General features: G+C 39.8%; 20 protein-coding genes and 1 tRNA gene. 12 read left to right on the plus strand and 9 right to left on the minus strand.

Annotation, left to right across the window (positions count from 1 at the left end; genetic code table 11):
• Nucleotides 1-37: 37 nt before the first annotated feature.
• Complete coding sequence (gene ansA / locus MTN96_RS03750) at nt 38-1,048, minus strand: asparaginase (protein WP_036982799.1); 1,011 nt, start codon at nt 1,046-1,048, stop codon at nt 38-40.
• A 69-nt stretch (nt 1,049-1,117) separates the two neighbouring features.
• Nucleotides 1,118-2,983, minus strand: coding sequence for a signal peptide peptidase SppA (gene sppA, locus MTN96_RS03755; protein ID WP_248530767.1), 1,866 nt, complete (start codon nt 2,981-2,983; stop codon nt 1,118-1,120).
• 322 nt (nt 2,984-3,305) lie between these two features.
• Between sppA and MTN96_RS03760 the strand changes: the two genes are divergently transcribed.
• From MTN96_RS03760 to MTN96_RS03785, 6 genes are all read left to right on the plus strand, one after another.
• Nucleotides 3,306-5,267 (plus strand): FAD-dependent oxidoreductase, encoded by a 1,962-nt coding sequence (locus MTN96_RS03760; RefSeq protein ID WP_069439418.1) that lies wholly within the window; start codon nt 3,306-3,308, stop codon nt 5,265-5,267.
• Between the two features lie 557 nt (nt 5,268-5,824).
• Nucleotides 5,825-6,373, plus strand: coding sequence for an NAD(P)H nitroreductase (locus tag MTN96_RS03765; RefSeq protein WP_036982794.1), 549 nt, complete (start codon nt 5,825-5,827; stop codon nt 6,371-6,373).
• 203 nt (nt 6,374-6,576) lie between these two features.
• Nucleotides 6,577-6,954, plus strand: a complete 378-nt coding sequence (locus MTN96_RS03770; RefSeq protein WP_024601029.1) for a hypothetical protein — start codon at nt 6,577-6,579, stop codon at nt 6,952-6,954.
• A 98-nt stretch (nt 6,955-7,052) separates the two neighbouring features.
• A tRNA-Ser gene (locus tag MTN96_RS03775) sits at nt 7,053-7,143 on the plus strand.
• A gap of 114 nt (nt 7,144-7,257) precedes the next feature.
• On the plus strand, nt 7,258-7,581 hold the full coding sequence (locus MTN96_RS03780) for a hypothetical protein (protein WP_036983456.1): 324 nt from the start codon (nt 7,258-7,260) through the stop codon (nt 7,579-7,581).
• A gap of 69 nt (nt 7,582-7,650) precedes the next feature.
• Nucleotides 7,651-8,268, plus strand: a complete 618-nt coding sequence (locus MTN96_RS03785) for an FKBP-type peptidyl-prolyl cis-trans isomerase (RefSeq protein ID WP_008112467.1) — start codon at nt 7,651-7,653, stop codon at nt 8,266-8,268.
• A 78-nt stretch (nt 8,269-8,346) separates the two neighbouring features.
• Here MTN96_RS03785 and MTN96_RS03790 read toward each other — a convergent pair whose 3' ends face one another.
• Nucleotides 8,347-10,737 (minus strand): TonB-dependent receptor, encoded by a 2,391-nt coding sequence (locus MTN96_RS03790; RefSeq protein ID WP_248530768.1) that lies wholly within the window; start codon nt 10,735-10,737, stop codon nt 8,347-8,349.
• Nucleotides 10,738-10,888: 151 nt separating this feature from the next.
• Nucleotides 10,889-11,278, minus strand: coding sequence for a YkgJ family cysteine cluster protein (locus MTN96_RS03795; RefSeq protein ID WP_248530769.1), 390 nt, complete (start codon nt 11,276-11,278; stop codon nt 10,889-10,891).
• A gap of 208 nt (nt 11,279-11,486) precedes the next feature.
• Between MTN96_RS03795 and MTN96_RS03800 the strand changes: the two genes are divergently transcribed.
• The 3 genes from MTN96_RS03800 (at nt 11,487) to MTN96_RS03810 (ending at nt 13,034) form a co-directional block, all read left to right on the plus strand.
• Nucleotides 11,487-11,912, plus strand: a complete 426-nt coding sequence (locus MTN96_RS03800; RefSeq protein ID WP_008112472.1) for a tetratricopeptide repeat protein — start codon at nt 11,487-11,489, stop codon at nt 11,910-11,912.
• Between the two features lie 360 nt (nt 11,913-12,272).
• The gene (locus tag MTN96_RS37250; protein ID WP_248530770.1) at nt 12,273-12,410 is read left to right on the plus strand and encodes a hypothetical protein; all 138 of its coding nucleotides are present in this window, start codon (nt 12,273-12,275) and stop codon (nt 12,408-12,410) included.
• A gap of 27 nt (nt 12,411-12,437) precedes the next feature.
• Nucleotides 12,438-13,034: a DUF1287 domain-containing protein gene (locus MTN96_RS03810; RefSeq protein ID WP_138627291.1), complete on the plus strand. Its 597-nt coding sequence runs from the start codon at nt 12,438-12,440 to the stop codon at nt 13,032-13,034.
• A 119-nt stretch (nt 13,035-13,153) separates the two neighbouring features.
• Here the strand turns inward: MTN96_RS03810 and yfaE are convergent, their stop codons facing one another.
• The 5 genes from yfaE to ubiG all read right to left on the minus strand — a co-directional run bounded on the left by yfaE (nt 13,154) and on the right by ubiG (nt 19,384).
• On the minus strand, nt 13,154-13,426 hold the full coding sequence (gene yfaE / locus MTN96_RS03815; RefSeq protein WP_248530771.1) for a class I ribonucleotide reductase maintenance protein YfaE: 273 nt from the start codon (nt 13,424-13,426) through the stop codon (nt 13,154-13,156).
• Nucleotides 13,426-14,556 (minus strand): class Ia ribonucleoside-diphosphate reductase subunit beta, encoded by a 1,131-nt coding sequence (gene nrdB, locus MTN96_RS03820; protein ID WP_036982786.1) that lies wholly within the window; start codon nt 14,554-14,556, stop codon nt 13,426-13,428. The genes yfaE and nrdB overlap by 1 nt, the downstream gene beginning before the upstream one ends.
• 73 nt (nt 14,557-14,629) lie before the next feature.
• Entirely contained in the window at nt 14,630-16,912 is a 2,283-nt protein-coding gene (nrdA, locus tag MTN96_RS03825) for a class 1a ribonucleoside-diphosphate reductase subunit alpha (RefSeq protein ID WP_036982784.1), read from the minus strand.
• A gap of 1,081 nt (nt 16,913-17,993) precedes the next feature.
• Complete coding sequence (locus MTN96_RS03830) at nt 17,994-18,674, minus strand: HAD family hydrolase (protein WP_214552424.1); 681 nt, start codon at nt 18,672-18,674, stop codon at nt 17,994-17,996.
• Nucleotides 18,674-19,384 carry a bifunctional 2-polyprenyl-6-hydroxyphenol methylase/3-demethylubiquinol 3-O-methyltransferase UbiG gene (gene ubiG / locus MTN96_RS03835; RefSeq protein WP_248530772.1) on the minus strand — a complete coding sequence of 237 codons (711 nt, stop codon included), beginning with the start codon at nt 19,382-19,384 and terminating at the stop codon, nt 18,674-18,676. Before ubiG ends, MTN96_RS03830 begins: the two co-directional genes overlap by 1 nt.
• A gap of 178 nt (nt 19,385-19,562) precedes the next feature.
• Here ubiG and gyrA point away from each other — a divergent pair, with 178 nt between their 5' ends.
• The 3 genes from gyrA to aroA all read left to right on the plus strand — a co-directional run bounded on the left by gyrA (nt 19,563) and on the right by aroA (nt 24,737).
• Nucleotides 19,563-22,262 carry a DNA topoisomerase (ATP-hydrolyzing) subunit A gene (gene gyrA / locus MTN96_RS03840; RefSeq protein ID WP_214552422.1) on the plus strand — a complete coding sequence of 900 codons (2,700 nt, stop codon included), beginning with the start codon at nt 19,563-19,565 and terminating at the stop codon, nt 22,260-22,262.
• A gap of 115 nt (nt 22,263-22,377) precedes the next feature.
• Complete coding sequence (gene serC, locus MTN96_RS03845; protein WP_248530773.1) at nt 22,378-23,460, plus strand: 3-phosphoserine/phosphohydroxythreonine transaminase; 1,083 nt, start codon at nt 22,378-22,380, stop codon at nt 23,458-23,460.
• Nucleotides 23,460-24,737, plus strand: coding sequence for a 3-phosphoshikimate 1-carboxyvinyltransferase (gene aroA, locus MTN96_RS03850; RefSeq protein WP_248530774.1), 1,278 nt, complete (start codon nt 23,460-23,462; stop codon nt 24,735-24,737). Before serC ends, aroA begins: the two co-directional genes overlap by 1 nt.
• Nucleotides 24,738-24,774: the final 37 nt, after the last annotated feature.

A 24,774-nucleotide genomic window follows, 5' to 3' on the forward strand; every position in this document is an offset into this window, starting at 1 on the left:
TATAGCGTCCTTTTTTGTTATTCGCTTAACTGATTACTTAACGGGTCAGCTCACCACGCAGGTTATCTTGCATTAAATGGCGAATTGTTTCGATTTCTAGGTTTTGACTAAATAAGTAATGCAGTTTAGTTAAGCATGCTTCTAAGGTCATATCGTAACCGCTGATCACGCCTATGTTTAACAGCGCATTACCCGTGGCATAACCGCCCATGTTCACTTGACCTTTTAAACATTGGGTTAAATTAGTAATAATAACACCCCGCTTACTTGCTTCATCCAGAATATCTAAAAACTCAGGGTCTTGTGGCGCATTGCCTACGCCAAAGCTTAGCAGTACGAGGGCTTTAATATTGCCATTAACTAAGCTTTTTACTACTTCTTTGCTGATCCCTGGGTATAAATACAGCACGCCAATAGCTTGCGGTGTAATAGGGGTAACTTGGAGTTCATTTTCTACATACGGGCTTAATTGCCCTTTGATCAGCTGAATATTAATACCTGAAAGCGCAAGCGGCTCTAAGTTAGGTGAGGCGAATGCATCAAACCCATCTGCATGGGCTTTAGTTGCACGATTGCCTCTGAACAACTGATTATTAAAAAATAAGCTGACTTCTGCAATGGGGTAGTTAGCCGCTAAATACATGGCATTAAGAAGGTTAACTTGACCATCTGAGCGTAATTGAGACAGCGGAATTTGTGAGCCGGTTACAATAATAGGTTTAGTTAAGTTTTCAAACATAAACGATAGAGCTGATGCAGTATAGGCCATAGTATCGGTGCCATGCAGTACCACAAAGCCATCGTAATCTTGGTATTTACTTTTTATGTCATCGGCGATGAGTTGCCAATGAGTCGGTGACATATCTGAAGAATCTATGAGTGGGCAGTATTCATGAATATCAAATAATGGCATTTCTTCACGATTAAACTCTGCGTTATTAACCACGGTTTCGGTTAAAAACCCTTCAGCAGGAATATAGCCACGAATTGATTTTTTCATTCCTATGGTACCGCCAGTGTAAGCGATATAAATGCGTTTACGTTTCATAAAAAAGCCCAGTAAAAAAACTGGGCTTAGTATAACGCTAACTGCTAATCAATACAGCCTGTTAAGGCACTATTGTGCAACTGTACACTCTAAACAGCGGGCATAAACACCTTGTGGATCGTTATAATCTTTTAGGTTTTCTAGTTCACTGCTTAATTGTTTAATAACACTTTGCAGATTAGCTTGGCTGGCTAATACTGCTGTTTTTTGTGTTTCAAGCCCAAGTACTGATTTAACGGCGGCACTGCTGAAGATATCTTGAAGCATTTTTTCTTGTGGGCTAAGCGATTGCTTAATTGTTTTAACGTCATAATAGTTAAGCTTAGCAAGCTCAGCCGCTGCTTTAATCGCATCTTGTTTATTACCAAGTTTATCAACTAAACCAAGCTCTTGAGCTTGAGAGGCAATCCATACCCGACCTTGGGCAATTTTATCAACTTGCTCTGGGGTCATATTACGTGCCTCAGCAACCACATCTAAAAAGCGTCCATACGCTTCTTCAACACTCATTTGAATAACTTTAGCCATTTTCTGGTTAAGTGGGCGAGTGATTGAAAAACCTGCCAATTCGGTGGTCGCTACGCCATCTGAATACACACCTATTTTAGCTAGAGTATCTTCAAATGTCATAAAGGTACCAAATACGCCAATTGAACCGGTAATTGTACTCGGCGCTGCCCAAATTTCATTGGCCGCCGATGCAATCCAATAACCGCCTGATGCAGCTACTGAGCTCATTGATGCAATAACGGGTTTACCAGCAGCTTTAAGTGCAAGTACTTCAGCACGAATTACTTCTGAGGCAAACATGCTGCCACCGCCTGAATCTATACGTAAAACCACCGCTTTAACCTTGTCATCAAGTCGCGCTTTGCGAAGGAGGGCTGCAGTTGAATCACCACCAATTTCACCAGCACGGCGTTCACCATCAACAATGGTGCCTTTAGCAACCACAACAGCGACTTTTTCAGTCATAGGGTTATCAAATTCAATAGGCGGTTTTACTAAACTTAAGTATTCACCAAAAGAGACTTGTTTGAATGTTTTTCCATCTTCATTTTCTCCAACCAATTCAATTAATTGTTGGCGAATTTGCTGATTGGTTTTTAATGAATCAACCCATTGGTTATCCAGTGCATATTTACCGGCATCACCATTAGCGGCTTGCATTTTAGCTAAATAAACATCCATTGTTTCATCAAAGTTTGACTCATCAAAAGGACGTACAGCACTAACGTCTTGCTTATATTCATTCCATAAAGCACCTAGCCATACGCGGTTAGCTTCTTTAGCTGCCTCTGACATATCGTTTCTGATAAACGGTTCAACGGCCGATTTAAAGGTACCTACACGAAATATATGCTGAGTGACTTCTAATTTTTCTAATGCGTCTTTGAAGTAAAGCGGGTACATACCGTAGCCTTCAATAAGCACACTACCATAAGGATGCATCGCAATTTCGTCTGCATGTGCGGCAATGTAATATTGTGCTTGGGTGTAGTAATACCCTGAGGCAATCACTTTTTTACCGGTTGCTTTAAATGTTTCAAGTGCCTGTGTAATTTGTTTGAGCTTATTTAAATGTGCTTTTGGCATTTCTTGTAAATCAAGCAAAATAGCGCTTATACGCGAGTCTTGTGCTGCTTGATTAATTACTTCAACTACATCGTCGAGCAATATTTCACTGGGTGAGTCAGCACTGGCCGTTGCATCATTAATAGCGGCTTCAACAGGGTCTATATAGGTTTTTTCTTCGACAATAGGGCCATTAAGGTTAAGTCTAAGAACAGAGCCCTCTTCGACAATAATTTTATCACCGTCACTTGATACCGATACGATAAAAATAACGACCAAAAATAAAAACAATACGTTGAGTATTAAACGACGTGAGAAGTTGATCCCCGTCCATATACCTTTAAATACCTTTGCTATCAAAATAGCTCCTTAAATTGGTACAGCTAAAACGTTATTGCCATCTTAGCGTAGAATATAAATAAATTTAACTGCTAAATCGTAACGAAACATTTATAAATTCAATTACACTTGAAATTAAACACGTGTTTATTTAATAAATAATTACTGAAATTATGGCTGTAGTCACTACTTTTAACTCACGCTATTGGTCAAGATAAACGCAGTCAACAGGTTTTAAGTTAAAAAATTATTAAGTTTAATCTGCTCATATATTGCTTATTGTTGGTCATTAAAGCAGAATTGACTAAATGCACACAGGTTAGACCAGTTATTGGGGCACATGATGTTAGAACAAAAATTAGAACTAAAACACACACAACTACGCAACCGTTTAGTAATGGGATCAATGCATACCGGCCTCGAAGAGGGGTGGCATAATCGTAAACGCCTACGTGCTTTTTATGAAGCACGTGCTAAAGGTGGCACAGCAATGCTCATTACGGGGGGATATAGCCCTAATCTTCGCGGCAAGTTAACGCCTATTTCATCATCATTTAATAGTTATTATGATGTTTTTAAACACCGTGCTTATACACAAGCTGTTCATCAACATGGTGGTAAAATTTGCCTGCAGTTATTGCATGCTGGGCGCTATGCCTATCATCCATTCAATCAAGCACCAAGTGCTATAAAAGCACCGATCAATCCCTATAAACCTAAGGCTATGTCTTTAAGTTCAATCAAAAAAACCATTAAAGATTTTGCTCACTCTGCATATTTAGCAGAAAAAGCAGGTTACGATGGCGTTGAGGTGATGGGCTCTGAAGGTTACTTAATTAATGAATTTATGGCACCGCATACAAACAAACGAGACGATGAGTTTGGTGGTAGTCTTGAAAATAGAATGCGTTTAGCTGTTGAGATTGTAAAAGCAGTAAGAGCTAAAGTTTCAGATAAATTTTTAATTATTTTTAGACTGTCTGTAATCGATTTAATTCCTAATGGCTCAACTCCTGAGGAAGTAACACAACAAGCTATTGCACTTGAAAAAGCAGGTGTTGATATTTTTAATACTGGCATTGGTTGGCATGAAGCACGGGTACCGACAATTGCAAGCATGGTACCCCCAGGCGCATTTAAAGAAGCGTCAAAGCGTTTGAAAGATGTCATTAGCGTGCCTGTTATTGCCGTAAACCGCATTAATACACCAGAGATTGCTAATGATATTTTAACGGCGGGTGAGGCTGATTTAATCTCTATGGCGCGTCCTTTACTTGCAGATCCCGATTTTTTTAATAAATATCAAGCCAAGCGCTCTGAACATATTAATATTTGTATAGGGTGCAATCAGGGCTGTTTAGACCATGTATTTAAAGGTAAACGTGCTACGTGCTTAGTGAACCCACAAGCGGGTTTTGAACTTGATTACCCTCTAGAAAAAGCCGCAACAGCTAAAAATGTATTAGTGGTTGGAGCGGGTCCTGCTGGGCTTTCTTCAAGTTGCTACTTAGCGCAAAAAGGTCACAATGTAACGCTTATTGACCAAAAGCAGCATATGGGTGGGCAGTTTAATTTAGCCATGCAGATACCAGGTAAAGAAGACTTTAACCATACATTGGCTTATTTTACCAATGAACTTAAGCGTTTAAACGTCACCGTTGAATTAGGCAAAGCATTTGATGACGGTATGCTAAGCCAGTTTGATGATGTGGTTTTTGCCACGGGTGTAAGGCCACGTGAAGCCTCTATAGAATGTAGTGATGACAAACGTGTTTTTGCCTACGATGAAGTCATTCGCGGTGAGGTTGAACTTGGTAATTCGATTGCGATTTTAGGCGCAGGCGGTATCGGTTTTGATATGGTGGCATTTTTAAGTGAACATAAATCACAAAGTATCAGCGACTTTAAAACCCAGTGGGGAATAGAGTGCGATGCTCAGCCTCATAAAGATGAGCGTCAACTTTATATGCTTAAACGCAGTGAAGGGCGCTTTGGTGGTGATTTAGGCAAAACAACCGGTTGGATACATCGTCAAGTTGCTAAACAACATGGCGTTAAGCAAATTGCCAATTGCCAGTACCATCGTTTTGATAAAAACGGCCTAACTATCAGTGTTGCTGGCGAAACACAAGTATTGCCAGTTGATACTGTGATTGCTTGTATTGGCCAAGTGTCTAATGACGAACTATTTAAGGCGCAAGCAGAGAATGCCAAGGTTCATGTTATTGGTGGCGCTAAACTAGCAGCGGCTATTGATGCCAAGCGCGCTATATTCGAAGCCTTACAAGTTGCACGCAGTATCTAATATGCAATTTAAGTAAGTACACGGGTCTGATTATTTTTTTAAGATAGTTAACTTATAATCAGACCCTTATATTGTTGTTTTTTACCTTACCCCATTCCTTGTATAGCTAATAAATACGCTATTACGATTTTCAATGGTGTCTCGGCTACAACGCTTAACTGGCAAAATTAAATCTATAAAGCCTCTCATTAGTTCGACCTAATTATTTATACCAATTCGCTTAATTAAGTGATCTATTTTGAGGCTGGAAAAACGTGTTGATAGCTAGGCAAAAAATTTGCTATTTAGTTGTTCTAAATGAGAGTTTTTTAACACAGATAGCGACACGTTTAGCCCCGTAAAATGATTAAGTATTATTGCGGATTGGTATTACACGCAAAAGGCGAGCGCCACTTTGTAATGGCACAAATACACGGCTATTTGGGTTGCGATATTATTTGTGTGCTTTTTAACCTAGGTACTTTCTTGATAAGCAAATAATAACAGCGGGGTGCCCATTATATTTTAACCTAAGGGTTTCAATGGTATGCTATTGTTTTGTCTTTTGAGTAATTATAATGGATGCTATTGAGCTTTTATTAACCCGCCAGTCAGATGCAAAACTGACAGAGCCAGGCCCTAATGAAGAACAACTAAACATTATTCAGCAGGCTGGGCTCAGAGTTCCCGATCATGGCTGTATTGCGCCTTGGCAATATATTATTGTTCAAGGGGATGCACGTCATAAGTTGGGTGAAATTTATTATCAAAGCGCTTTGGCCGAGCAGCAAGCTGAAAAAGTAATTAATCGTGCTAAAGAGTTACCCCTTAGAGCACCCATGATCATTATTGCCATTGCAAAATATCAACAACATCCAAAAGTACCAAGAATAGAACAAGTTCAAAGTGCAGGCTGTGGCGTGCTGGCTATGCAACAAGCCGCATTTGCACAAGGGCTTGGCGGTATTTGGCGCACAGGCTACTTTGCACAAAGCCCCAGTGTTAAACAAGCGCTTAACTTAAACAATGATGATGAAATAGTGGGTTATTTGTATTTAGGGACGCCAGCAGTTGAGTGTAAAAAGTCACCGCGCCATAAACCAGAAAACTATTTTAGTTTTTTGTAGCAATAGGATGAACTTTTTATATTCAACATAGTCATAATTCATTAAGTTAATCGTGTTACACTACTGCGGTTAATATTGTAGCTGCGAGAAGCGCACGGAAGCACCATACGCAATAAATCTTCTTCAGTTTGTTTTTTAATCGGTTGTTTTTTGGTAATGTATGGAAAGTCTTACCAATAATAACGATAAAGAAGACGAAAATGATGGGAAATTTATTTTTACGTGAAAAAGAAAACTGGTTTGCTTGGTCAATCTGGGGTGTTGTTGGCGCGCTTGCGACATTTTATGTTGCAATGAATACACAAGCAGCTCATTTTATTGCTGCAACTGCGATGGGTGTCCTAGTACTGCTAACATGGTGGATGCAACAGTCTCGACGATTTGATTTTGGCAGAGCCTTTAAAATATGCTGCTATGTTCTATTATTCACCGTCCTACCTTCGTTTGTGTTAGTTGTGATCCCAAGTGATGATTTAAACCGCTTCGATTTAATATTTCAAAGTATTGCATTTTTAACTGCCAGCTTACTGGTGTGTTTAGTATGTTCTTGGATTGCCCGCAGACCTAAACAATATTACTAGGGTTTATGACTATCCTGATTAATATTTAACTATTTAACCGGTTTTAGTAAAATAGGGCTTTACAAGCTAAGCGTATGATCTTATTATGCGCGCCGTACGGAGAGATGGCAGAGTGGTCGAATGCACCGGTCTTGAAAACCGGCAGGGGTTTATAGCCCCTCTAGGGTTCAAATCCCTATCTCTCCACCATTATTTAAAAAACCGCCTTATTGGCGGTTTTTTGCTATCTGGAGCTTTATTATGTCACAGTCCCCGGAGTTATCCTTTTCTAAACGTTTACTTAAGCACATCCTGCTATGGACTGTGTTTGGTTATTGTTACCAAAGTGCCATATCGTTATTACAAAAAATGGCCATTGATGCATACCCAGATAATGCGCTGATGATGACTTTCTTATATGGCATCGGGTTTAATCTTTTATCCGGGCATTTAATCACAAAATACGATCATTTTTGGCCAGTGTGGGGCGCGTTTTACATTGGCATTATCGGTTTAGTGGCTGTGCCTCTTTTATTGAACGGCGTGGCTGGATTATTGCCGATGAGCTTACTTGTTGGAATTTTGCTCAGTTTACCTGTATGTACCTTTGCTATTGGTTTAATTAAAGAAAAACTCAATAAAAACTAGCCCCAAACGGCTTTTGTTTTGTGATAGCATATACGGGTCTTTTAACTAACAAAACGTGAATAACACATTATGTCAGATAATTTTACTACAGATGCTGAAAAAGCAAGTTACGGTATTGGCTTACAAATGGGTGAGCAACTTAAGGCTAACCCTTTTGAAGGTTTAAACTTAAATTCAGTATTTGAAGGCATGAAAGATGCGTATGCAGGCAGTGCTTTTCAAGTAGAGATCCCTGAGATCCAAGCTGCATTTGAGAAAATCAACGAAGAGATCCAAGCTCGTCGTGAAGAAGAAGCTAAAGTATTGGCTGCTGAAGGTATTGCATTTTTAGAAGAAAACGCAAAACGTCCTGAAATTACAGTTACTGAGTCAGGTCTTCAGTACGAAGTACTTGCAACAGGTGAAGGCGAAAAGCCAACTGCAGAGTCTACAGTACGTGTTGATTACCACGGTACTTTAGTAAACGGTACTGTTTTTGATAGCTCATACGAGCGCGGTCAACCTGCTGAATTCCCAGTAGGTGGCGTGATCAAAGGTTGGACTGAAGCATTACAAATGATGCCAGTAGGTACTAAATGGCGTTTATACGTTCCTCATGAGCTTGCTTATGGTGAACGTGGTGCCGGTGCTGCAATCGCACCTTACTCAACACTTGTATTTGACGTTGAGTTACACGCAATTCTTTAATTAGAATTTAGTTATAAAAAAACCGCATTCATTATTTTGAATGCGGTTTTTTATTGTCTGATTAAAAATGAGCGCGTTTTAAAAGTAGCCTCTAACGCCAAATTGGAAGTTACGCCCAGGAAGAGGCGCCGTATCTTTAATAAATGAACTATGCACGAAACCAAGCTCATCCGTAATATTATCAACACTTAAGTAGAGCTGTGTATCCACTGCACCTAAATCAAGCTGATAATTGGCTTGTAAATCAATTAATGTATAGCCATCCGTTGCCGTTTCGTAAGCACTAATATCATTTTGCTCAAAGTAATGGGTTCCTGTTAAGGTAAATTGCGCATTACCTAGGGTATATTGTAGTTCTGAGCCCAATTTATTGGCAGGGATACGTGGTAAATTACCTTCATTATCTTTTAGTTTGGCACGAGTAGAGTCACCAAATACTTTTACCATGGCGCTGGGGTTTATTTGATAATGTGCATCAAATTCAAAACCATAAAGCTGCGCATCTTTACTGGTAAATTGATAAACATCAATTGCATCGCTGTGTCCATTGACAGCAGACTCAAAGCCATCCATCTCATCAAACACTAATCCGGTGTTTTGTTGATAATAAAAGTTTTTAATATCGTTATAGAAAAAGTTGACGGTGTAGCCAAAGTCACCGCTAAAACGACGTAAACTAATATCAAGATTGGTAGAGGTTTCTTGTTTAATTTCTTCAGGTTCAAAATGCGCTTCGGCCCCTTCAATATGATAGCCCAAACCAAGCTCATAAGTACCTGTGGCAACATGCAAACCATTAGAGAGTAATTCAGCTGAAAGTGGCGCACGCTCTGAATGTGATAAGCTAACGGCTAGGTTGTGACTTGGCGTATACTCCCAAATCGCACCGGCTGAGGCACTTACATTAGTAAAGCTTTGGGTGTAGTTAATAGTCTCATCTGCCGATACAGGTTGTTCATCATGGCTGTGCTGATGTGTATCTACATCACTTTTGATATCATAATCTTCTAGGCGGGCGCCAAGCTCTACGGTGACATCGCCAAATGTGCGTTCTTCAAGTAAATATAACGCATGAGTGGTAGTGACACTTGCAGGCGTAAACGCTTCTTCGCCAATTGCATCGTAATCAGATTCACTATAGTGATAGCCAATCATGCCATGCCATTGGCCTAACTGATGCTCTACATTTAAACGTGCTTCAGTGGTTTCGTTACTAAATGTGGTGCCAATCGCGCCATCTTCAATTTCACTGTGCGTATAGTCGGTGTAGCCAAGACGAAGGTTAATAGATTCAATCCAGTTATCATGAAATGCATAACTTACCAGTCCTTGCCAACGATCTTGCTCTAAATGAGCATAAACGGGAGTTTCTATATGTTCTTCATCCGCATGATCTTCATGATCGCCTTCTTCTTCATGGGCATGACCGTGATCATGTGAATGCCCAGGAATGCCATAATCTGTTTCAATATTGCCGTATGAAAAGCCAACAGTTAAATGCTCACCGACATAGCTGGTACCAAAGTTTACTGTTTCACTGTCGATAAAGGTATTTTCAACTGAAGTGGCTGTTTCTTCATCGCCCTCAATGTGTACTTCACCTTCTTCATGTTCATCCGGTAGGTTAAAGCGAGGCGTTTGATAATCATCACCACTGCGTTTGGTGCCATCAAAATGAAAATTAAAGTTATTGCTGCCTGTTTCTAATTTTGCAGCATAGGTGTTCGCATTTGAAACGGTATCGTGTGTGTATTGCGCCGCTCCCAAGAGTGTGTCAGTATTATTGGTTGGAATACGGTTATCAACCACATTTACCACACCACCAATCGCACCAGAGCCATAAAGTAGGGTGCTTGGGCCTCGTAGTACTTCAATTTGTTCAGCGGCTAAGCTATCACTTGATGTTGCGTGATCTGGACCAATACGTGATGCATCACTGCTATCTAAACCGTTTTGAGTAATTTTAACACGAGGACCACCTAGGCCACGAATAATCGGACTTGAAGAGACAGGGCCGAAATAACTCGCGTTTACTCCTGGTATTCCTTTAAGTGTTTCACCGAGGGTCGGTTTCGCTTTATTTTTTAGTTCATCCCCTGATAGTACGCTTACAGGTGAAATCATTTCTAAGCTATTTTTATGCAGTGCCGAGGCATACACAATCACAGTTTCAACCGAAGACGGCTTTAATGTAACAGTAATTGTATCGTCTACATTCTCAAGTGATATACGTGAATCGATGTAGTTATCTTTACTAATATGTAATTGGCTTTTAGCATCTATGTCAATACTAAACTGACCTTGTTCATTGCTTTTCACGCTTTGTGACTTTCCATGAACATGAATTGTGGCGTTGGCAATGGGTTGCATTTTTGTATCTGTTACTGTGCCGTTAATCGTTGCTGCTAGGGCAGAGTGAGAACATAAAACAGACAGTAGCGCTGAGGATATGAGTGTTAGCTTAGTCATAATTACTTCGAATCGTGGTTGTTATGTTGTGATATAATATAACACTACAAAATTAAGCTATCAACAATGTTATACTATAACTTTAAAATTTGCGTTGAATAACACAATAGAGCGATAAATTTAATCTAGCACGGTATTATTACAGTCAAACTTAAGAGCGACTGTCTATCATTAGTATGTCTAACTTTTTTTGTGCTTTAAAATGATTTTGTTTATCGACAGGTTCAAGCATTTCACATTCATCATTTACCATTTCTGAAATTAAACTTGGGTAGTGTCGGCAATCTTGAGGACGGTCATGATAAATACTGCAAGTATATTTATCTTTTTCTTCAGGAGATGCTCTATTGGCAAGCACTAAAAATGGGCATTGCGTTAATTGCTCACCCGTTGTTGGGTCAAACCATAATTTATCGTTTTTAACGTATTGAAATATTTCAGGGTTAAATAACGCCCACATTGCAATTTCATCCTGATTTGTATCTAAATCTGCCGCACCATATTTAGTGCAGCATTTACCGCATTGATTGCAATTTTGCATAGGGTAGGTATTTACTATTGCGACTTAAATTAAGTGTTAACTGTAGCACTGTAATATCCAGGTTTTTAAATTAAACCTCTGTTTTTATCGCTTATAATACTTTTGTAACAACGCAGCGCTTAATAATAATGTACTATTAGGGAATATATTTCGAATACGATGTCTTTAATAAGTCAAAAAAGGCGCGTCAATAAGGTAGCGAGTAATTATGAATACTAAAGTATACAAAGCGGTTCACGATTTGGCGGAAAAGCTGATGGCAGCGGCTAATAAAAATGATACTAAACAGTTTGAATCTTTATATGCTGAGCTAAAAGCTATTTGTATTGAAAACGAAAATACAGCGAAAGATCACCCTGTTCAGTGGGAAACATTAGCAGATTTTACCGAAGAGCTAGAAGAAGCTATCGAGACTTACGAAAAAGCGTTACAGAAGTCGATAGAAATTAATAACAAAGATCATATGTCGTCTGTTGCCTTTTCTATGGCTACTTTACAGCTTGAGCTGGGTGATAAAGAAGCGGCAATTAAAAATTTGCAAGATGCTAAAATCAGTGCGAATAAAATTGAAGACAAAGAATTAAAATCAGAGATCCATGAGTTATTAGAATCATTGGTTGAAGAAGAAGGTTAGACAACTTTATAGCCATTATTAATAATCAGCGTCAGTAATAATACCATTGGCGCTTTTTTTTGATAAAAGCAAATTCTGCGTCATTAAATGTTTATGCTTAAATTAAGTCACTAAGCAATTTTTTGGAGAAAACATGCTAGCGCAAATAGAACAATTGATTGATAAAACGAATAGCGAGTAGTTGATCAAAGAATATGCTGTAATACATTTGCTAGCGAATTTGCTGGCTTTGGATGTAGCAGGATCACCTATAAAGACACTTATTACATATTACCTCATGTTGCGCGTAATTTAAGAGTGCATTTTCATGAGCTGGCTTATGTCGTTCAATGGCGCGAGCTCGGTGCTCACGCTTTTATTATGCGCTATATCAATGAAATCCAAACCTGTGGTTATGATGATGCTCCGCTTGAAAAAATGGCCTATAAACTTGGTGCGCACTTTACCAGCAATGGAAATAAATTTAATATTCCTGACTATATTACTCAACAGCTTTAGTTAATAAATATTATAAAAGGAATTTATATGTCGCGCTTTATTCTCTATCCGCTTGTTTTACTTGCCTTTGATGTAAAGGCAGCCGATTTTAATCATGATATTGTCAACGCATTGATACACAGAACAACGCAACAAGTAACTTACGATGGCGCCTATCATAGGCTTGAATACCCTGGTGGCGATGTGCCCGCTAATATTGGTGTGTGTACTGATGTTATAATTAGATCGTATCGACAGCTTGGTATAGATTTACAAAAGTTAGTTCATGAAGACATGCAGAATAATTTTCGTGCATATCCTTCTAAGCGTATTTGGGGATTAACCAAGCCAGATAAAAACATTGATCATCGACGTGTACCTAACTTACAGGTTTATTTTGAGCGGCATGCACAAGTGTTAACTAAATCGCTTAATGCAGCAGAATATAAAACCGGTGACATAGTCACTTGGATGCTGCCAGGCAATTTACCGCACATAGGTATGGTTGTTAATCAAATATCGCAGGACAGTGGTCACCCGCTTATTGTGCACAATATTGGTCGCGGACCTGAAATGAGCGATATGCTTTTTGCCCATACAATTACGGGTCATTACCGATTTGTACCTACTGCTTATTCAGAGTAAATAACACGGCTATAATCGTGATTACTTGAGTAATAATTGCAGCAAACAGGTAAGTGAATAAAGTGAATAAAGTGAACTGTTAGGCATTACACTGTGTGGTTTGTTAACCTCAATGCTAGTTACTTTAAATTAATACTGATATCACCATTGGGCTTGCAGCAACACAACAGTATTTCACCATCACGCACAAAGGCTAATGGTTCTTCATTGTAATTTACTTCACCAGAGACAAGCGTAGCACGACACGCACCACAATATCCCTCACGGCACTGGTAAGCAGCATTAATTTTATTCGATTCTAAGCAGTGTAAAAGAGAAGGGCAGCCAGCGGTAAAATCTAAGCACTGGCTGTTATCTGCAAGCGTGACACTTGCAGTGGTTCTATCAGTCATTATAAATCAAAGTCACCAAATTCAGCTGCATCAACCTGTGAATCAATTTGACCTACAAGGTATGAGCTAATTTCCGCTTCTTGTGGAGCAACTTGCACGTTATCAGAAACAAGCCATGAGTTGATCCATGGAATAGGGTTACTGTTATTATCAAACTGTGCTGGTAAACCAATAGCAGTCATGCGTGCATTGGTAATGTATTCAACATACTGACATAAAATATGTTTATTTAAGCCAATCATTGAACCATCTTTAAACAGGTACTCTGCCCATTCTTTTTCTTGCTCTGCAGCGTCAACAAACATTTTGATTGCTTCTTCACGGCACTGTGCAGCAACAATTGCCATTTCAGGGTCGTCTTTGCCATCTTGCATAATATTTAAAATATGCTGAGTGCCTGAAAGGTGAAGCGCTTCATCACGGGCAATAAGCTTAATAATTTTAGCATTACCTTCCATTAGCTCACGCTCTGCAAACGCAAATGAACACGCAAAACTCACGTAAAAGCGAATGGCTTCTAATATGTTCACTGACATCATCGCCAGGTATAATTTCTTTTTCAGCTCGAATAGGTTAACTACAACGGTTTCACCATTAATGTCATGTTTGCCTTCACCGTAAAGGTTGTAAAGCGACACTGAGTTAATTAAATCGTCGTAATAAGTGGTTACGGCATCGGCACGTTCACTAATTTTGTCATTGCTAACAATGTCGTCAAAGATGAGTTCAGGCGCTTGGGTTACGTTACGAATAATATGTGTGTATGAGCGGCTGTGAATGGTTTCACTAAACGCCCATGTTTCAATCCATGTTTCAAGCTCAGGAATTGACACAATTGGCAATAGTGCAACGTTAGGCGAACGGCCTTGAACACTATCAAGCAACGTTTGGTATTTTAAGTTACTTAAAAAGATATGCTTTTCGTGTTCGGGAAGCGCTTGAAAGTCTAAACGGTCTTTACTTACGTCAACTTCTTCAGGACGCCAAAAGAAAGACAATTGTTTTTCAATCAGCTTTTCAAAAATAGGGTATTTTTGTTGATCGTAACGTGACACGTTAACGGTTTGACCAAAAAACATTGGCTCTTGCATTTGGTTATTATGATTTCTGCTAAAAGTAGTATAAGACATGTTTATCACTCAAAAAACTATCACTAAAACTGTCAGGACAAAGCGGGCAAGACGCCCGCTTTAAGTTTAACTATTAAATTTTACACGCGCCGCCTGCACAATCATCATCTTCCACTTCTGGAGCGTCTTCTTGTGCATCTGATGCGCCATCACGGGTGTTATGGTAGTACAGTGTTTTAACACCTAGCTTGTAGGCACCAAGTAAGTCTTTTAATAAGACTTTCATAGGTACTCTACCGCCTTCGTATTTATTTGGATCATAATTAGTATTTGCTGAAATCGTTTGGTCGATAAATTTCTGCATTATGCCTACTAATTGTAAGTAACCATCGTTAGATGGGATATCCCACAGTAACTCATAGCTATCTTTAAGGCGTTCGTACTCAGGGACAACTTGCTTTAAAATACCGTCTTTACTTGCTTTAACACTAATATGGCCACGCGGTGGCTCAATGCCATTGGTTGCATTAGATATTTGCGATGATGTTTCTGATGGCATTAATGCGCTCAGTGTTGAGTTACGCATACCGTGCTCTTTAATGCTGGCACGTAACGTATCCCAATCAAGATGAAGTGGTTCATCACAAATTTTATCTAAATCACGCTTGTACGTATCCGTTGGCATAATACCTTGTGAGTACGTTGTTTCGTTAAATTTAGGACACGCTCCACGCTCTTTTGCCAGCTCATTAGACGCTTTCATTAGGTAGTACTGAATCGCTTCAAATGTTTTGTGCGTAAGCGCATTTGCGCTGCCATCTGAATAACGCTTACCGTTTTTAGCTAGGTAGTATGCGTAGTTAATAACGCCTATGCCTAGCGTACGACGTCCCATGGTTGCGTTTTTAGCTGCAGGTACTGGGTAGTCTTGAAAATCAAGTAGGTTATCAAGTGCGCGTACTGCAAGCTCAGCTAACTCTTCTAGTTCATCTAAAGACTCAATGGCACCTAAGTTAAACGCAGATAATGTACAAAGTGCAATTTCACCTTCTTCATCATTCACGTTGTTAAGAGGCTTAGTTGGTAACGCAATTTCTAAACATAAGTTAGATTGACGGATCGGAGCCACTTTTGAGATAAACGGACTGTGTGTATTACAGTGGTCAACGTTTTGTAAGTAAATACGACCCGTGCTAGCACGTTCTTGAGCAAACATAGAGAACAGCTCAATCGCTTTAATTCGTTTTTTACGAATTGACTCGTCTTGCTCATATTTTACATATAGCGCGTCAAACTCGTCTTGGTCTTCAAAAAATGCATCGTAAAGGCCAGGCACGTCAGAGGGGCTGAATAACGTAATGTAATCGTCTTTAATTAAACGTGAGTACATGAGTTTATTAAACTGTACGCCGTAATCTAAGTGACGTACGCGGTTATCATCAACACCACGGTTGTTTTTAAGCACTAATAAGTTTTCAACTTCTAAATGCCAAAGCGGGTAGAAAAGGGTTGCTGCGCCACCACGTACACCGCCTTGCGAACAGCTTTTAACCGCTGTTTGAAAGTGCTTATAAAACGGAATACAGCCAGTGTGATACGCTTCACCGTTACGAATAGGGCTACCTAGTGCACGAATACGACCAGCATTAATACCAATACCAGCACGTTGAGAAACGTATTTAACAATTGCTGATGATGTAGCATTAATTGAGTCTAAGCTATCGCCACATTCAATAAGTACACATGAGCTAAACTGACGCGTTGGCGTACGTACACCCGACATAATTGGCGTAGGTAAAGAAATTTTAAATAATGAAACCGCATCATAAAAACGTTTGATGTAATCAATACGTGTCTCACGAGGGTAATCAGCGAATAAGCTTGCAGCCACTAAGATATATAAAAACTGCGCGCTTTCGTAAATTTCACCCGTTACACGGTTTTGAACTAGGTATTTACCTTCAAGCTGTTTTACTGCTGCGTAGCTAAAGTTAAGATCGCGAGAATGATCTAAGTACGCATCTAGCTCATCTAATTCTTGCTCTGTGTAATCAACGAGTAAATGTGCATCGTAGCGTTTTTGTTCAACCATGTTAGTAACATGGTCAAAAAGACGCGGTGGCTCAAACTGGCCATAGGCTTTTTTACGTAAATGGAATACAGCTAAACGAGCAGCAAGATACTGATAATCAGGCGATTCTTTAGAAATCTGATCCGCAGCGGCTTTGATAATCGTTTCGTGGATGTCTTTAGTACGAATACCGTCATAAAATTGAATATGCGATTTAAGTTCAACTTGTGAAACCGAAACGTTATTTAAACCTTCGGCGGCCCATTCAATAACGCGATGGATCTTGTCTAGATCAAGCGGCTCTTTACGGCCGTCACGTTTGCTTACAGATAACTGTTGGTTCATAGTTTTGCCTGTATTCCTTGGGAATTAAATATTTTTGACCAATGAGTGCACTTAAAATGCCTAGTGCCTATTCTTTTATTGTTATTTATACCGCTTAGGTAAATTTAATTGAATAACATTTAGCCACAATATCTGGTGTTGTTCAAATTAGAGATCACAAGATAGTGTGGTCTGTGATCTTTTGCAAGGGACAGAAACCGCTCTCATTGTGGATAACGTTGGGATAACGTAATTGTGTTAGTAGGCATTAACCTTTGATCATTCGGTTAAGTTGAAATTTGTAAAAATCAACTAAGGAAAGACTAAATTTACGCTTTTTAAAAATAAATTTTGTCTGCTTTTTTTATCATCAAGCTTTGCGTAAAAACTAACACAATCACAATATGTAGTGTTTATTAATTAACATGGCACTATATGTGGTTAGTTTAATTGTTGGCACTAGCTGTTTAGTCAAACTGATATGATTAAGATAAGAATCTTATCCCGAACAAACTGGCACTGAGATGTAAAATCTAAAAATGGGCTATTAATTAGCCCATGTAAATTTAGATTATAAATAAACTACTCAACGTTATAATAACTTTAGAAACAATCATTATTACATTGTCTGAAATCTCTATAGAAATATTGACCTTCAATTTTAGTCATCCTATATTTTATCCTATCACTTGCCGATATTATCAGAATAAGATACGCTCAACTTTCCACACTTGGACGCTTTCCTAATATTTTAGCAAGTGTCTTTACTAGCATCATATTCAAGTCTTGAGTATGGTGCTAGTCCCTCCACCTAGTTGAAATATCTATTCCATCAAAGTGTTAATAGAAAGCTTAATGTGGCAAGAATTCTTTTGCAAGGGACAGAAACCGCTCTCATTGTGGATAACGTTGATGTAACGCAATTGCGTTAGTAGGCATTTACCTTTGATCATTCGGTTAAGTTGAAATTTGTAAAAATCAACTAAGGAAAGATTAAATTTACGCTTTTTAAATATAAATTTCGTCTGCTTTTTTTATCATCAAGCTTTGCGTAAAAAACCAACACAATCACAATATATAGTGCTTATTAATTAATGTGGCACTATATGTGGTTAAATGCATCTATAGGGCTATGCCAATTAAAATCTGCATTCCAAGCCAGTGCTTCGTCTACACTCGGTACATATCCCCACAGTGCGGTAGCGGTGTGCATATTCGCAGCTTTTCCTGCTTGTATGTCCCGCTGTGCATCACCTATATATAGGCAACGCGAAGGATCAACACTCATTTGCTCAGCACAATGTAATAAAGGAAGGGGTGAAGGCTTAGATTCTGCTAAGGTATCACCGCTTATCACAATTTGCGCACTCTTTAACGCAGGAATGGCCCTGACTAAAGGATCGGTTAAAAAACCAGGCTTATTTGTCATAATGCCCCAAGGTATTCCTTTATTATCAAGTGCAATGAGTAGTTGCTCTATACCAACAAAACATTGGGTATGGGTGGCAATATTGGCAGCGTAGTGTGCAACTAGCTCTGCTAAAAGTTGCTCTTGCGGTTGTTGCGCCCAGCCTTCTTTAAAACCAGCAGCAAGTAAGGCTGCTGCGCCATTTGAAGCTGCGGGGCGATATATATCACTGCCTACTTGGTGTTGTTGATGATTATGCAGCACACTATTAAGTGCAGCGCCTAAATCATCAGCGGTATCAAGTAAAGTGCCATCTAAGTCAAACAGCAGTGCTTGATATTCAATTGGGCTAGCAGGTGTTTGCGAGCTTGCCATTACACTAACTTCTCAAAATGCAGCATATAATTTACGCTTACATCATCATTCATTGTGTATTGCCTAGAAAGCGGGTTATAACTTAAACCAGCACTGGCACGTACTTTTAAGCCAGCTTGCTCTGCCCATGCAATTAATTGCGCAGGTTTAATAAACTTTTTATGGTCATGGGTACCTTCAGGGACCATTTTTAACAGTTTTTCTGCACCGACAATAGCGTATAAGTAAGCTTTTGGGGTTTTATTAAGAGTAGAGAAAAAAACATCGGCCCCAGGTTTTGCTAATTTAGCGACCGCATGAATAATAGAAGCGGGGTCGGGGACGTGCTCTAACATTTCCATGCAAGTGATCACATCAAAGCGCTCAGGGTGCTCATCAGCAAATTGTTCTGCAGGCACTTTTATATATTCAACGGGGACACTTGTTTCTAAGCTGTGTAACTTGGCGACAGTTAAAGGCTCTTGCCCCATATCGATGCCAGTTACTTTAGCGCCCATTCGCGCCATGCTGTGACTTAAAATACCGCCACCACACCCAACATCGAGGGTTTCTTTATCAAATAACCCTTTAGTTTTGTCAGCGATAAAATCTAATCGTAATGGATTAATTTCGTGTAAGGGTTTAAATTCGCCTTCTAAATCCCACCAACGTTCTGCGATGGCTTCAAACTTTGCTATTTCTGCGTTATCTACATTTTGATGTTCGGTCATAAAATACTTCCTCGTCAATCTGAGGCCATTATATAGGGCTAAATTGATAAATCGCAAAGTTTTGCGCCTGTAAATTAAAATTAATTGTGATAGCATGGCTGCTTAGAAATAATAACAAACACTCTTAATACCTAATACTGGGTTGTTAAGAGCTGATACTGAAGGAATGTGATATCAAATGACTGATCTCGCCAATGAAATTCTGCCAGTCAATATTGAAGACGAGTTAAAAAATTCCTACTTAGATTACGCCATGAGTGTAATTGTAGGACGTGCATTACCAGACGTACGTGACGGTTTAAAACCTGTTCACCGCCGCGTCTTGTTTGCAATGAACGAGCTTAGTAATGACTGGAACAAGCCTTACAAAAAATCGGCCCGTGTGGTCGGTGACGTAATCGGTAAATACCACCCACACGGCGACAGTGCAGTTTATGACACCATCGTACGTATGGCTCAGCCATTCTCTCTTCGTTATATGTTAGTTGATGGTCAGGGTAACTTTGGTTCGGTTGATGGTGATTCAGCAGCGGCAATGCGTTATACAGAAGTACGTATGGCAAAAATGTCGCACGAATTATTAGCCGATCTTGAAAAAGAAACGGTTGATTTTGTGCCTAACTACGATGGCACAGAGCAAATTCCTGATGTATTACCGACTAAAATACCTAACCTGTTAGTTAATGGTTCGTCAGGTATTGCTGTTGGTATGGCGACAAATATTCCGCCACATAACTTATCAGAAGTAGTGAATGGCTGTTTAGCGCTTATTCAAAACCCTGAGTTAACCATTACTGAGTTAATGGATTATATTCCAGGTCCAGATTTCCCAACTGCGGCAATTATCAACGGTAAAAAAGGCATTGAACAAGCTTATCAAACCGGTCGCGGTAAAGTGTACATGCGTGCGCGTGCTGAGATTGAAACCGATGAGAAAACCGGCCGTGAAACAATTATTGTTCATGAAATCCCTTACCAAGTTAACAAAGCTCGTTTGATTGAAAAAATCGCAGAGCTAGTTAAAGATAAAAAAATTGAAGGGATCAGCGCATTACGTGATGAATCAGATAAAGACGGTATGCGTATCGTTATTGAGATCAAACGTGGTGACGTAGGTGAAGTTATTCTAAACAACCTTTATTCACAAACTCAGTTACAAACTGTGTTTGGTATGAATATGGTTGCGTTAATTAATAACCAGCCCAAGTGTTTCAACTTAAAAGAAATGCTTGAAGAGTTTATTATTCACCGCCGTGAAGTTGTTACCCGTCGTACGGTATTTGATTTACGCAAAGCTCGCGACCGTGCACATACGCTAGAAGGTTTAGCGATTGCACTGGCAAACATTGACCCAATTATCGAACTTATTCGTAAGTCGCCTACGCCCGCTGAAGCAAAAGTTGCACTAACAGCGCGTCCTTGGGAATTAGGTAATGTTAAAGCCATGCTTGATAAAGCAGGCGAAGACAACGTAGCACGCCCAGATTGGTTAGCAAGCGAACTGGGTATTCGTGATGGTCAGTACTATATTTCTGAGCAGCAAGCTCAAGCAATACTAGACTTACGTTTACACAAATTAACGGGTCTTGAGCACGAAAAAATTCTAACTGAGTACCAATCGTTACTCGACCTAATTGCCGAACTATTATTCATTTTGGCAAGTCCGGAACGTTTAATGGAAGTTATTCGTGACGAGTTAGTTGAAATTAAAGAGCAATATGGTGATGAGCGCCGCACTGAAATTAATGCCGCTGCACACGATATTAGTCTTGAAGATTTAATCAACGAAGAAAACGTAGTTGTTACGCTTTCACACGAAGGGTACGTTAAGTACCAAGCGTTAAGTGATTACGAAGCCCAGCGTCGTGGTGGTAAAGGCAAGTCAGCAACTAAGATGAAAGATGAAGATTTCATTGAACGTTTATTGGTTGCCAACACTCACGATACTATTCTTTGTTTCTCTACAGCGGGTCGTTTATATTGGCTTAAAGTATACCAGTTGCCACTTGCCAGTCGTGCAGCGCGCGGTAAGCCAATTGTTAACTTATTACCACTTGAGGCAGATGAACGTATTACTGCAATCCTGCCAGTACGCGATTATGAAGATGATAAATACATCTTTATGGCGACGGCGTTCGGTACGGTTAAGAAGACGCCATTAACGGCATACAGTCGTCAACGTGCAAGCGGAATCATTGCGGTTAACTTAAACGAAGGTGATAGCTTAATCGGTGTTGATATTACCGATGGCAGCAACGAAATTATGTTGTTCACTGATGCGGGCAAAGTTGTTCGCTTTAAAGAGGCTGAAGAAACGGCTGTCGTTGATGAAAATGGTAACCCAGTACTAGACGAAGAAGGCAAACCTGAAATCCGTTTCAAAGGTGTACGTCCTATGGGCCGAACTGCAACGGGTGTTCGTGGTATTAAGATGCCAGACGATCAGCGTGTTGTATCACTTATTGTACCAAAGAATGATGGCGCAATATTAACAGTGACAGAAAATGGTTACGGCAAGCGTACTCAACTTGAAGATTACCCATCGAAGAGTCGTGCAACACAAGGTGTTGTATCAATCAAAGTGAGTGAGCGTAACGGTGCTGTTGTTGGTGCTGTACAGGTTGATGACAACGACGAAATAATGATTATTTCGAATCGTGGTACCTTAGTACGTACTCGCGTTAATGAAGTTTCTACGGTTGGACGTAACACCCAAGGTGTTATTTTGATCAGAACTATTGACGAAGAGCAAGTAGTTGGTTTACAACGTATCGAAGAGATTGAAGTGACTGAAAGTGACTTAGTTGATATCGAAGACGTTGAAACAGTAGATACAGTTATTGATGAAGTGGCGGATGACAATCCTCCTTCAGAATAATTAGATTGAAAAAAGCGGCCTTGGCCGCTTTTTTTATATGGTTGAAAAAAACTAAAGACACTTGAATTAGTTTAATTCAAGTTAAACAGTAAATTACTGGAATGAGGAAAAGGTAATGAGTATATATAATTTTTGTGCAGGCCCTGCAATGTTACCACCGGCTGTAATGCAAAAAGCACAAAAAGAGTTTTTAGACTGGCAAGGGCTTGGCGTTTCAGTAATGGAAATGAGCCATCGCAGTAAAGAATTTTTAGCATTAACGGCTAAGTGTGAAGCTAGTCTGCGTCGTTTAATGAATATTAGTGATGAGTTTGAAGTGCTGTTTATGCACGGCGGCGGTCGAGGACAATTTAGTGCCGTGCCTTTAAACCTCCATGTTGATGGAAAAAAAGCGGTGTATTGTGAGAACGGCGTGTGGTCAAAAAGTGCAACCAGCGAAGCCGATAAGTTTACAAATACACACGCTGTTGATGTGCGCAATGATGATAACGGCCTGTTTTCTATTAAGCAGGTAGCCGATTGGGTTTTACCTGCAGATGCGTCTTACATTCACTATTGCCCGAATGAAACCGTAGACGGCCTTGAAATATTTGATGTACCCAGTCATCCAACGGCGCCGATTGTGGCCGATATGTCATCGACTATTTTATCGCGCGAAATCGACGTTAATAAATTTGATTTAATCTACGCGGGTGCACAAAAAAATATCGGTCCGTCGGGCATTGCTATTGTGATTGTTCGCAAAACGCTACTTGAGCGTGAAGGGCTCGCTAAGCCGGGTATTTTAGATTACGCCATTGAGGCAAAACAAGGCAGCATGTTTAATACACCGCCTACTTTTGCGTGGTACCTAGCAGCCGAAGTATTTGAATGGCTAGAGCAAAATGGTGGCGTCAAAGCAATGGAAGCACAAAATATTGCTAAAGCTAAGCTGCTTTATGACTTTATTGATGAATCGCCTTTTTATACCAATAAAGTAGCGCCGCATTGTCGCTCTCGTATGAATGTACCATTTTGGTTAAATGATGAAAGCTTAAACGAAAAATTTGTAACGCAATCTAAAGAAGCCGGTTTACTTGCCCTAGAGGGGCATAGAATAGTGGGTGGTATGCGTGCTAGCATTTATAATGCTATGCCACTTGAAGGTGTACAAGCATTGGTAGATTTTATGGCGGCATTTGCTAAGGAGCACAGCTAATGGAACAACTACGCTTAGAGCCAATTTCTCGTGTTAATGGCAGTGTTACTCTACCTGGGTCTAAAAGCCTATCAAATCGTATTTTATTATTAGCTGCGCTGGCTCAAGGGACTACCGTTGTAGAAAACCTGCTTGATAGCGATGATATTCGCCATATGCTAGGTGCATTAAAATTATTAGGTGTTAATGTAACCCTTAATGATGATCGTACTGTGGCAACTGTGGAAGGGGTCGGCGGTGTATTTAAAACGCCCAATGAGCCATTATTTTTAGGAAATGCAGGCACTGCGTATCGTCCTCTAACTGCGGTACTTGCTGCAGTATCTGGTGAATATGAATTAATTGGCGATCCGCGCATGGAAGAGCGCCCTATAGGGCATTTAGTTGATGCTTTACAAGCGCTCGGGGGGGATGTTAGTTATTTAAAAAATAAAGATTACCCACCACTTAAAATTATCGGTGGGCAAATAGCCGGCGGTGAAGTCGAAATTGACGGCAGTATTTCAAGTCAATTTTTAACGGCGCTGCTCATGGCTGCGCCGTTATTTAAAGGCGATACACACATTAAAATTAAAGGCACCTTAGTCTCTAAGCCTTATATTGATATTACTCTGGATGTGATGGCGCGCTTTGGTGTGGCTGTTGAGCATGATAATTACACCACGTTCTTCGTTAAAGGTGCTCAGCAATACCAAGCTGTTGAGCGCATAATGGTTGAAGGTGATGCTTCATCGGCTTCTTATTTTATTGCTGCTGCAGCAATTGCCGGTGGCGAAATAGAAATTAAAGGCGTCGGCGCTAAATCAGTTCAAGGTGATATTGGCTTTGCTAAAGTGATGGAGCAGGTCGGTGCCAAAATTGATTGGTATGACGAGCGTTTAGTTGTTCGTAAAGGTGAGCTTAACGGTATTGATATTGATGCTAATGCTATACCTGATGCTGCAATGACCCTGGCGACTGTTGCCTTGTTTGCAAAAGGGCCAACCGCTATTCGTAATATTTATAACTGGCGGGTAAAAGAAACTGACCGTTTACATGCGATGGCCACCGAGCTTAAAAAAGTAGGGGCTAACGTAGTTGAAGGGCACGACTTTATTGAGATCACACCGCCAAAACATTTTAATAATGTGGCTGTAGATACCTACGACGATCACCGTATAGCCATGTGCTTTGCAATGGTAGCGGTAGGGGGCAAGCCTATAACGATTAACGATCCGGCTTGTACTTATAAGACATTCCCAAAATTTTTCAAAGTGTTAGCATCTGTCAGTAAATAAGCTATTTATAAGTATTTATAAAAAGTTACATACTAAA

Source organism: Pseudoalteromonas sp. 2CM28B (assembly GCF_023161935.1).

Excerpts from the sequence above, each read along its gene's own strand:
- ansA (WP_036982799.1), bottom strand. The coding sequence starts at position 1,048 with ATGAAACGTAAACGCATTTATATCGCTTACACTGGCGGTACCATAGGA.
- MTN96_RS03760 (WP_069439418.1), top strand. The coding sequence starts at position 3,306 with ATGTTAGAACAAAAATTAGAACTAAAACACACACAACTACGCAACCGT.
- MTN96_RS03765 (WP_036982794.1), top strand. The coding sequence starts at position 5,825 with ATGGATGCTATTGAGCTTTTATTAACCCGCCAGTCAGATGCAAAACTG.
- MTN96_RS03770 (WP_024601029.1), top strand. The coding sequence starts at position 6,577 with ATGGGAAATTTATTTTTACGTGAAAAAGAAAACTGGTTTGCTTGGTCA.
- MTN96_RS03785 (WP_008112467.1), top strand. The coding sequence starts at position 7,651 with ATGTCAGATAATTTTACTACAGATGCTGAAAAAGCAAGTTACGGTATT.
- MTN96_RS03790 (WP_248530768.1), bottom strand. The coding sequence starts at position 10,737 with ATGACTAAGCTAACACTCATATCCTCAGCGCTACTGTCTGTTTTATGT.
- MTN96_RS03795 (WP_248530769.1), bottom strand. The coding sequence starts at position 11,278 with ATGCAAAATTGCAATCAATGCGGTAAATGCTGCACTAAATATGGTGCG.
- MTN96_RS03800 (WP_008112472.1), top strand. The coding sequence starts at position 11,487 with ATGAATACTAAAGTATACAAAGCGGTTCACGATTTGGCGGAAAAGCTG.
- MTN96_RS37250 (WP_248530770.1), top strand. The coding sequence starts at position 12,273 with ATGCGCTATATCAATGAAATCCAAACCTGTGGTTATGATGATGCTCCG.
- MTN96_RS03810 (WP_138627291.1), top strand. The coding sequence starts at position 12,438 with ATGTCGCGCTTTATTCTCTATCCGCTTGTTTTACTTGCCTTTGATGTA.
- yfaE (WP_248530771.1), bottom strand. The coding sequence starts at position 13,426 with ATGACTGATAGAACCACTGCAAGTGTCACGCTTGCAGATAACAGCCAG.
- nrdB (WP_036982786.1), bottom strand. The coding sequence starts at position 14,556 with ATGTCTTATACTACTTTTAGCAGAAATCATAATAACCAAATGCAAGAG.
- nrdA (WP_036982784.1), bottom strand. The coding sequence starts at position 16,912 with ATGAACCAACAGTTATCTGTAAGCAAACGTGACGGCCGTAAAGAGCCG.
- MTN96_RS03830 (WP_214552424.1), bottom strand. The coding sequence starts at position 18,674 with ATGGCAAGCTCGCAAACACCTGCTAGCCCAATTGAATATCAAGCACTG.
- ubiG (WP_248530772.1), bottom strand. The coding sequence starts at position 19,384 with ATGACCGAACATCAAAATGTAGATAACGCAGAAATAGCAAAGTTTGAA.
- gyrA (WP_214552422.1), top strand. The coding sequence starts at position 19,563 with ATGACTGATCTCGCCAATGAAATTCTGCCAGTCAATATTGAAGACGAG.
- serC (WP_248530773.1), top strand. The coding sequence starts at position 22,378 with ATGAGTATATATAATTTTTGTGCAGGCCCTGCAATGTTACCACCGGCT.
- aroA (WP_248530774.1), top strand. The coding sequence starts at position 23,460 with ATGGAACAACTACGCTTAGAGCCAATTTCTCGTGTTAATGGCAGTGTT.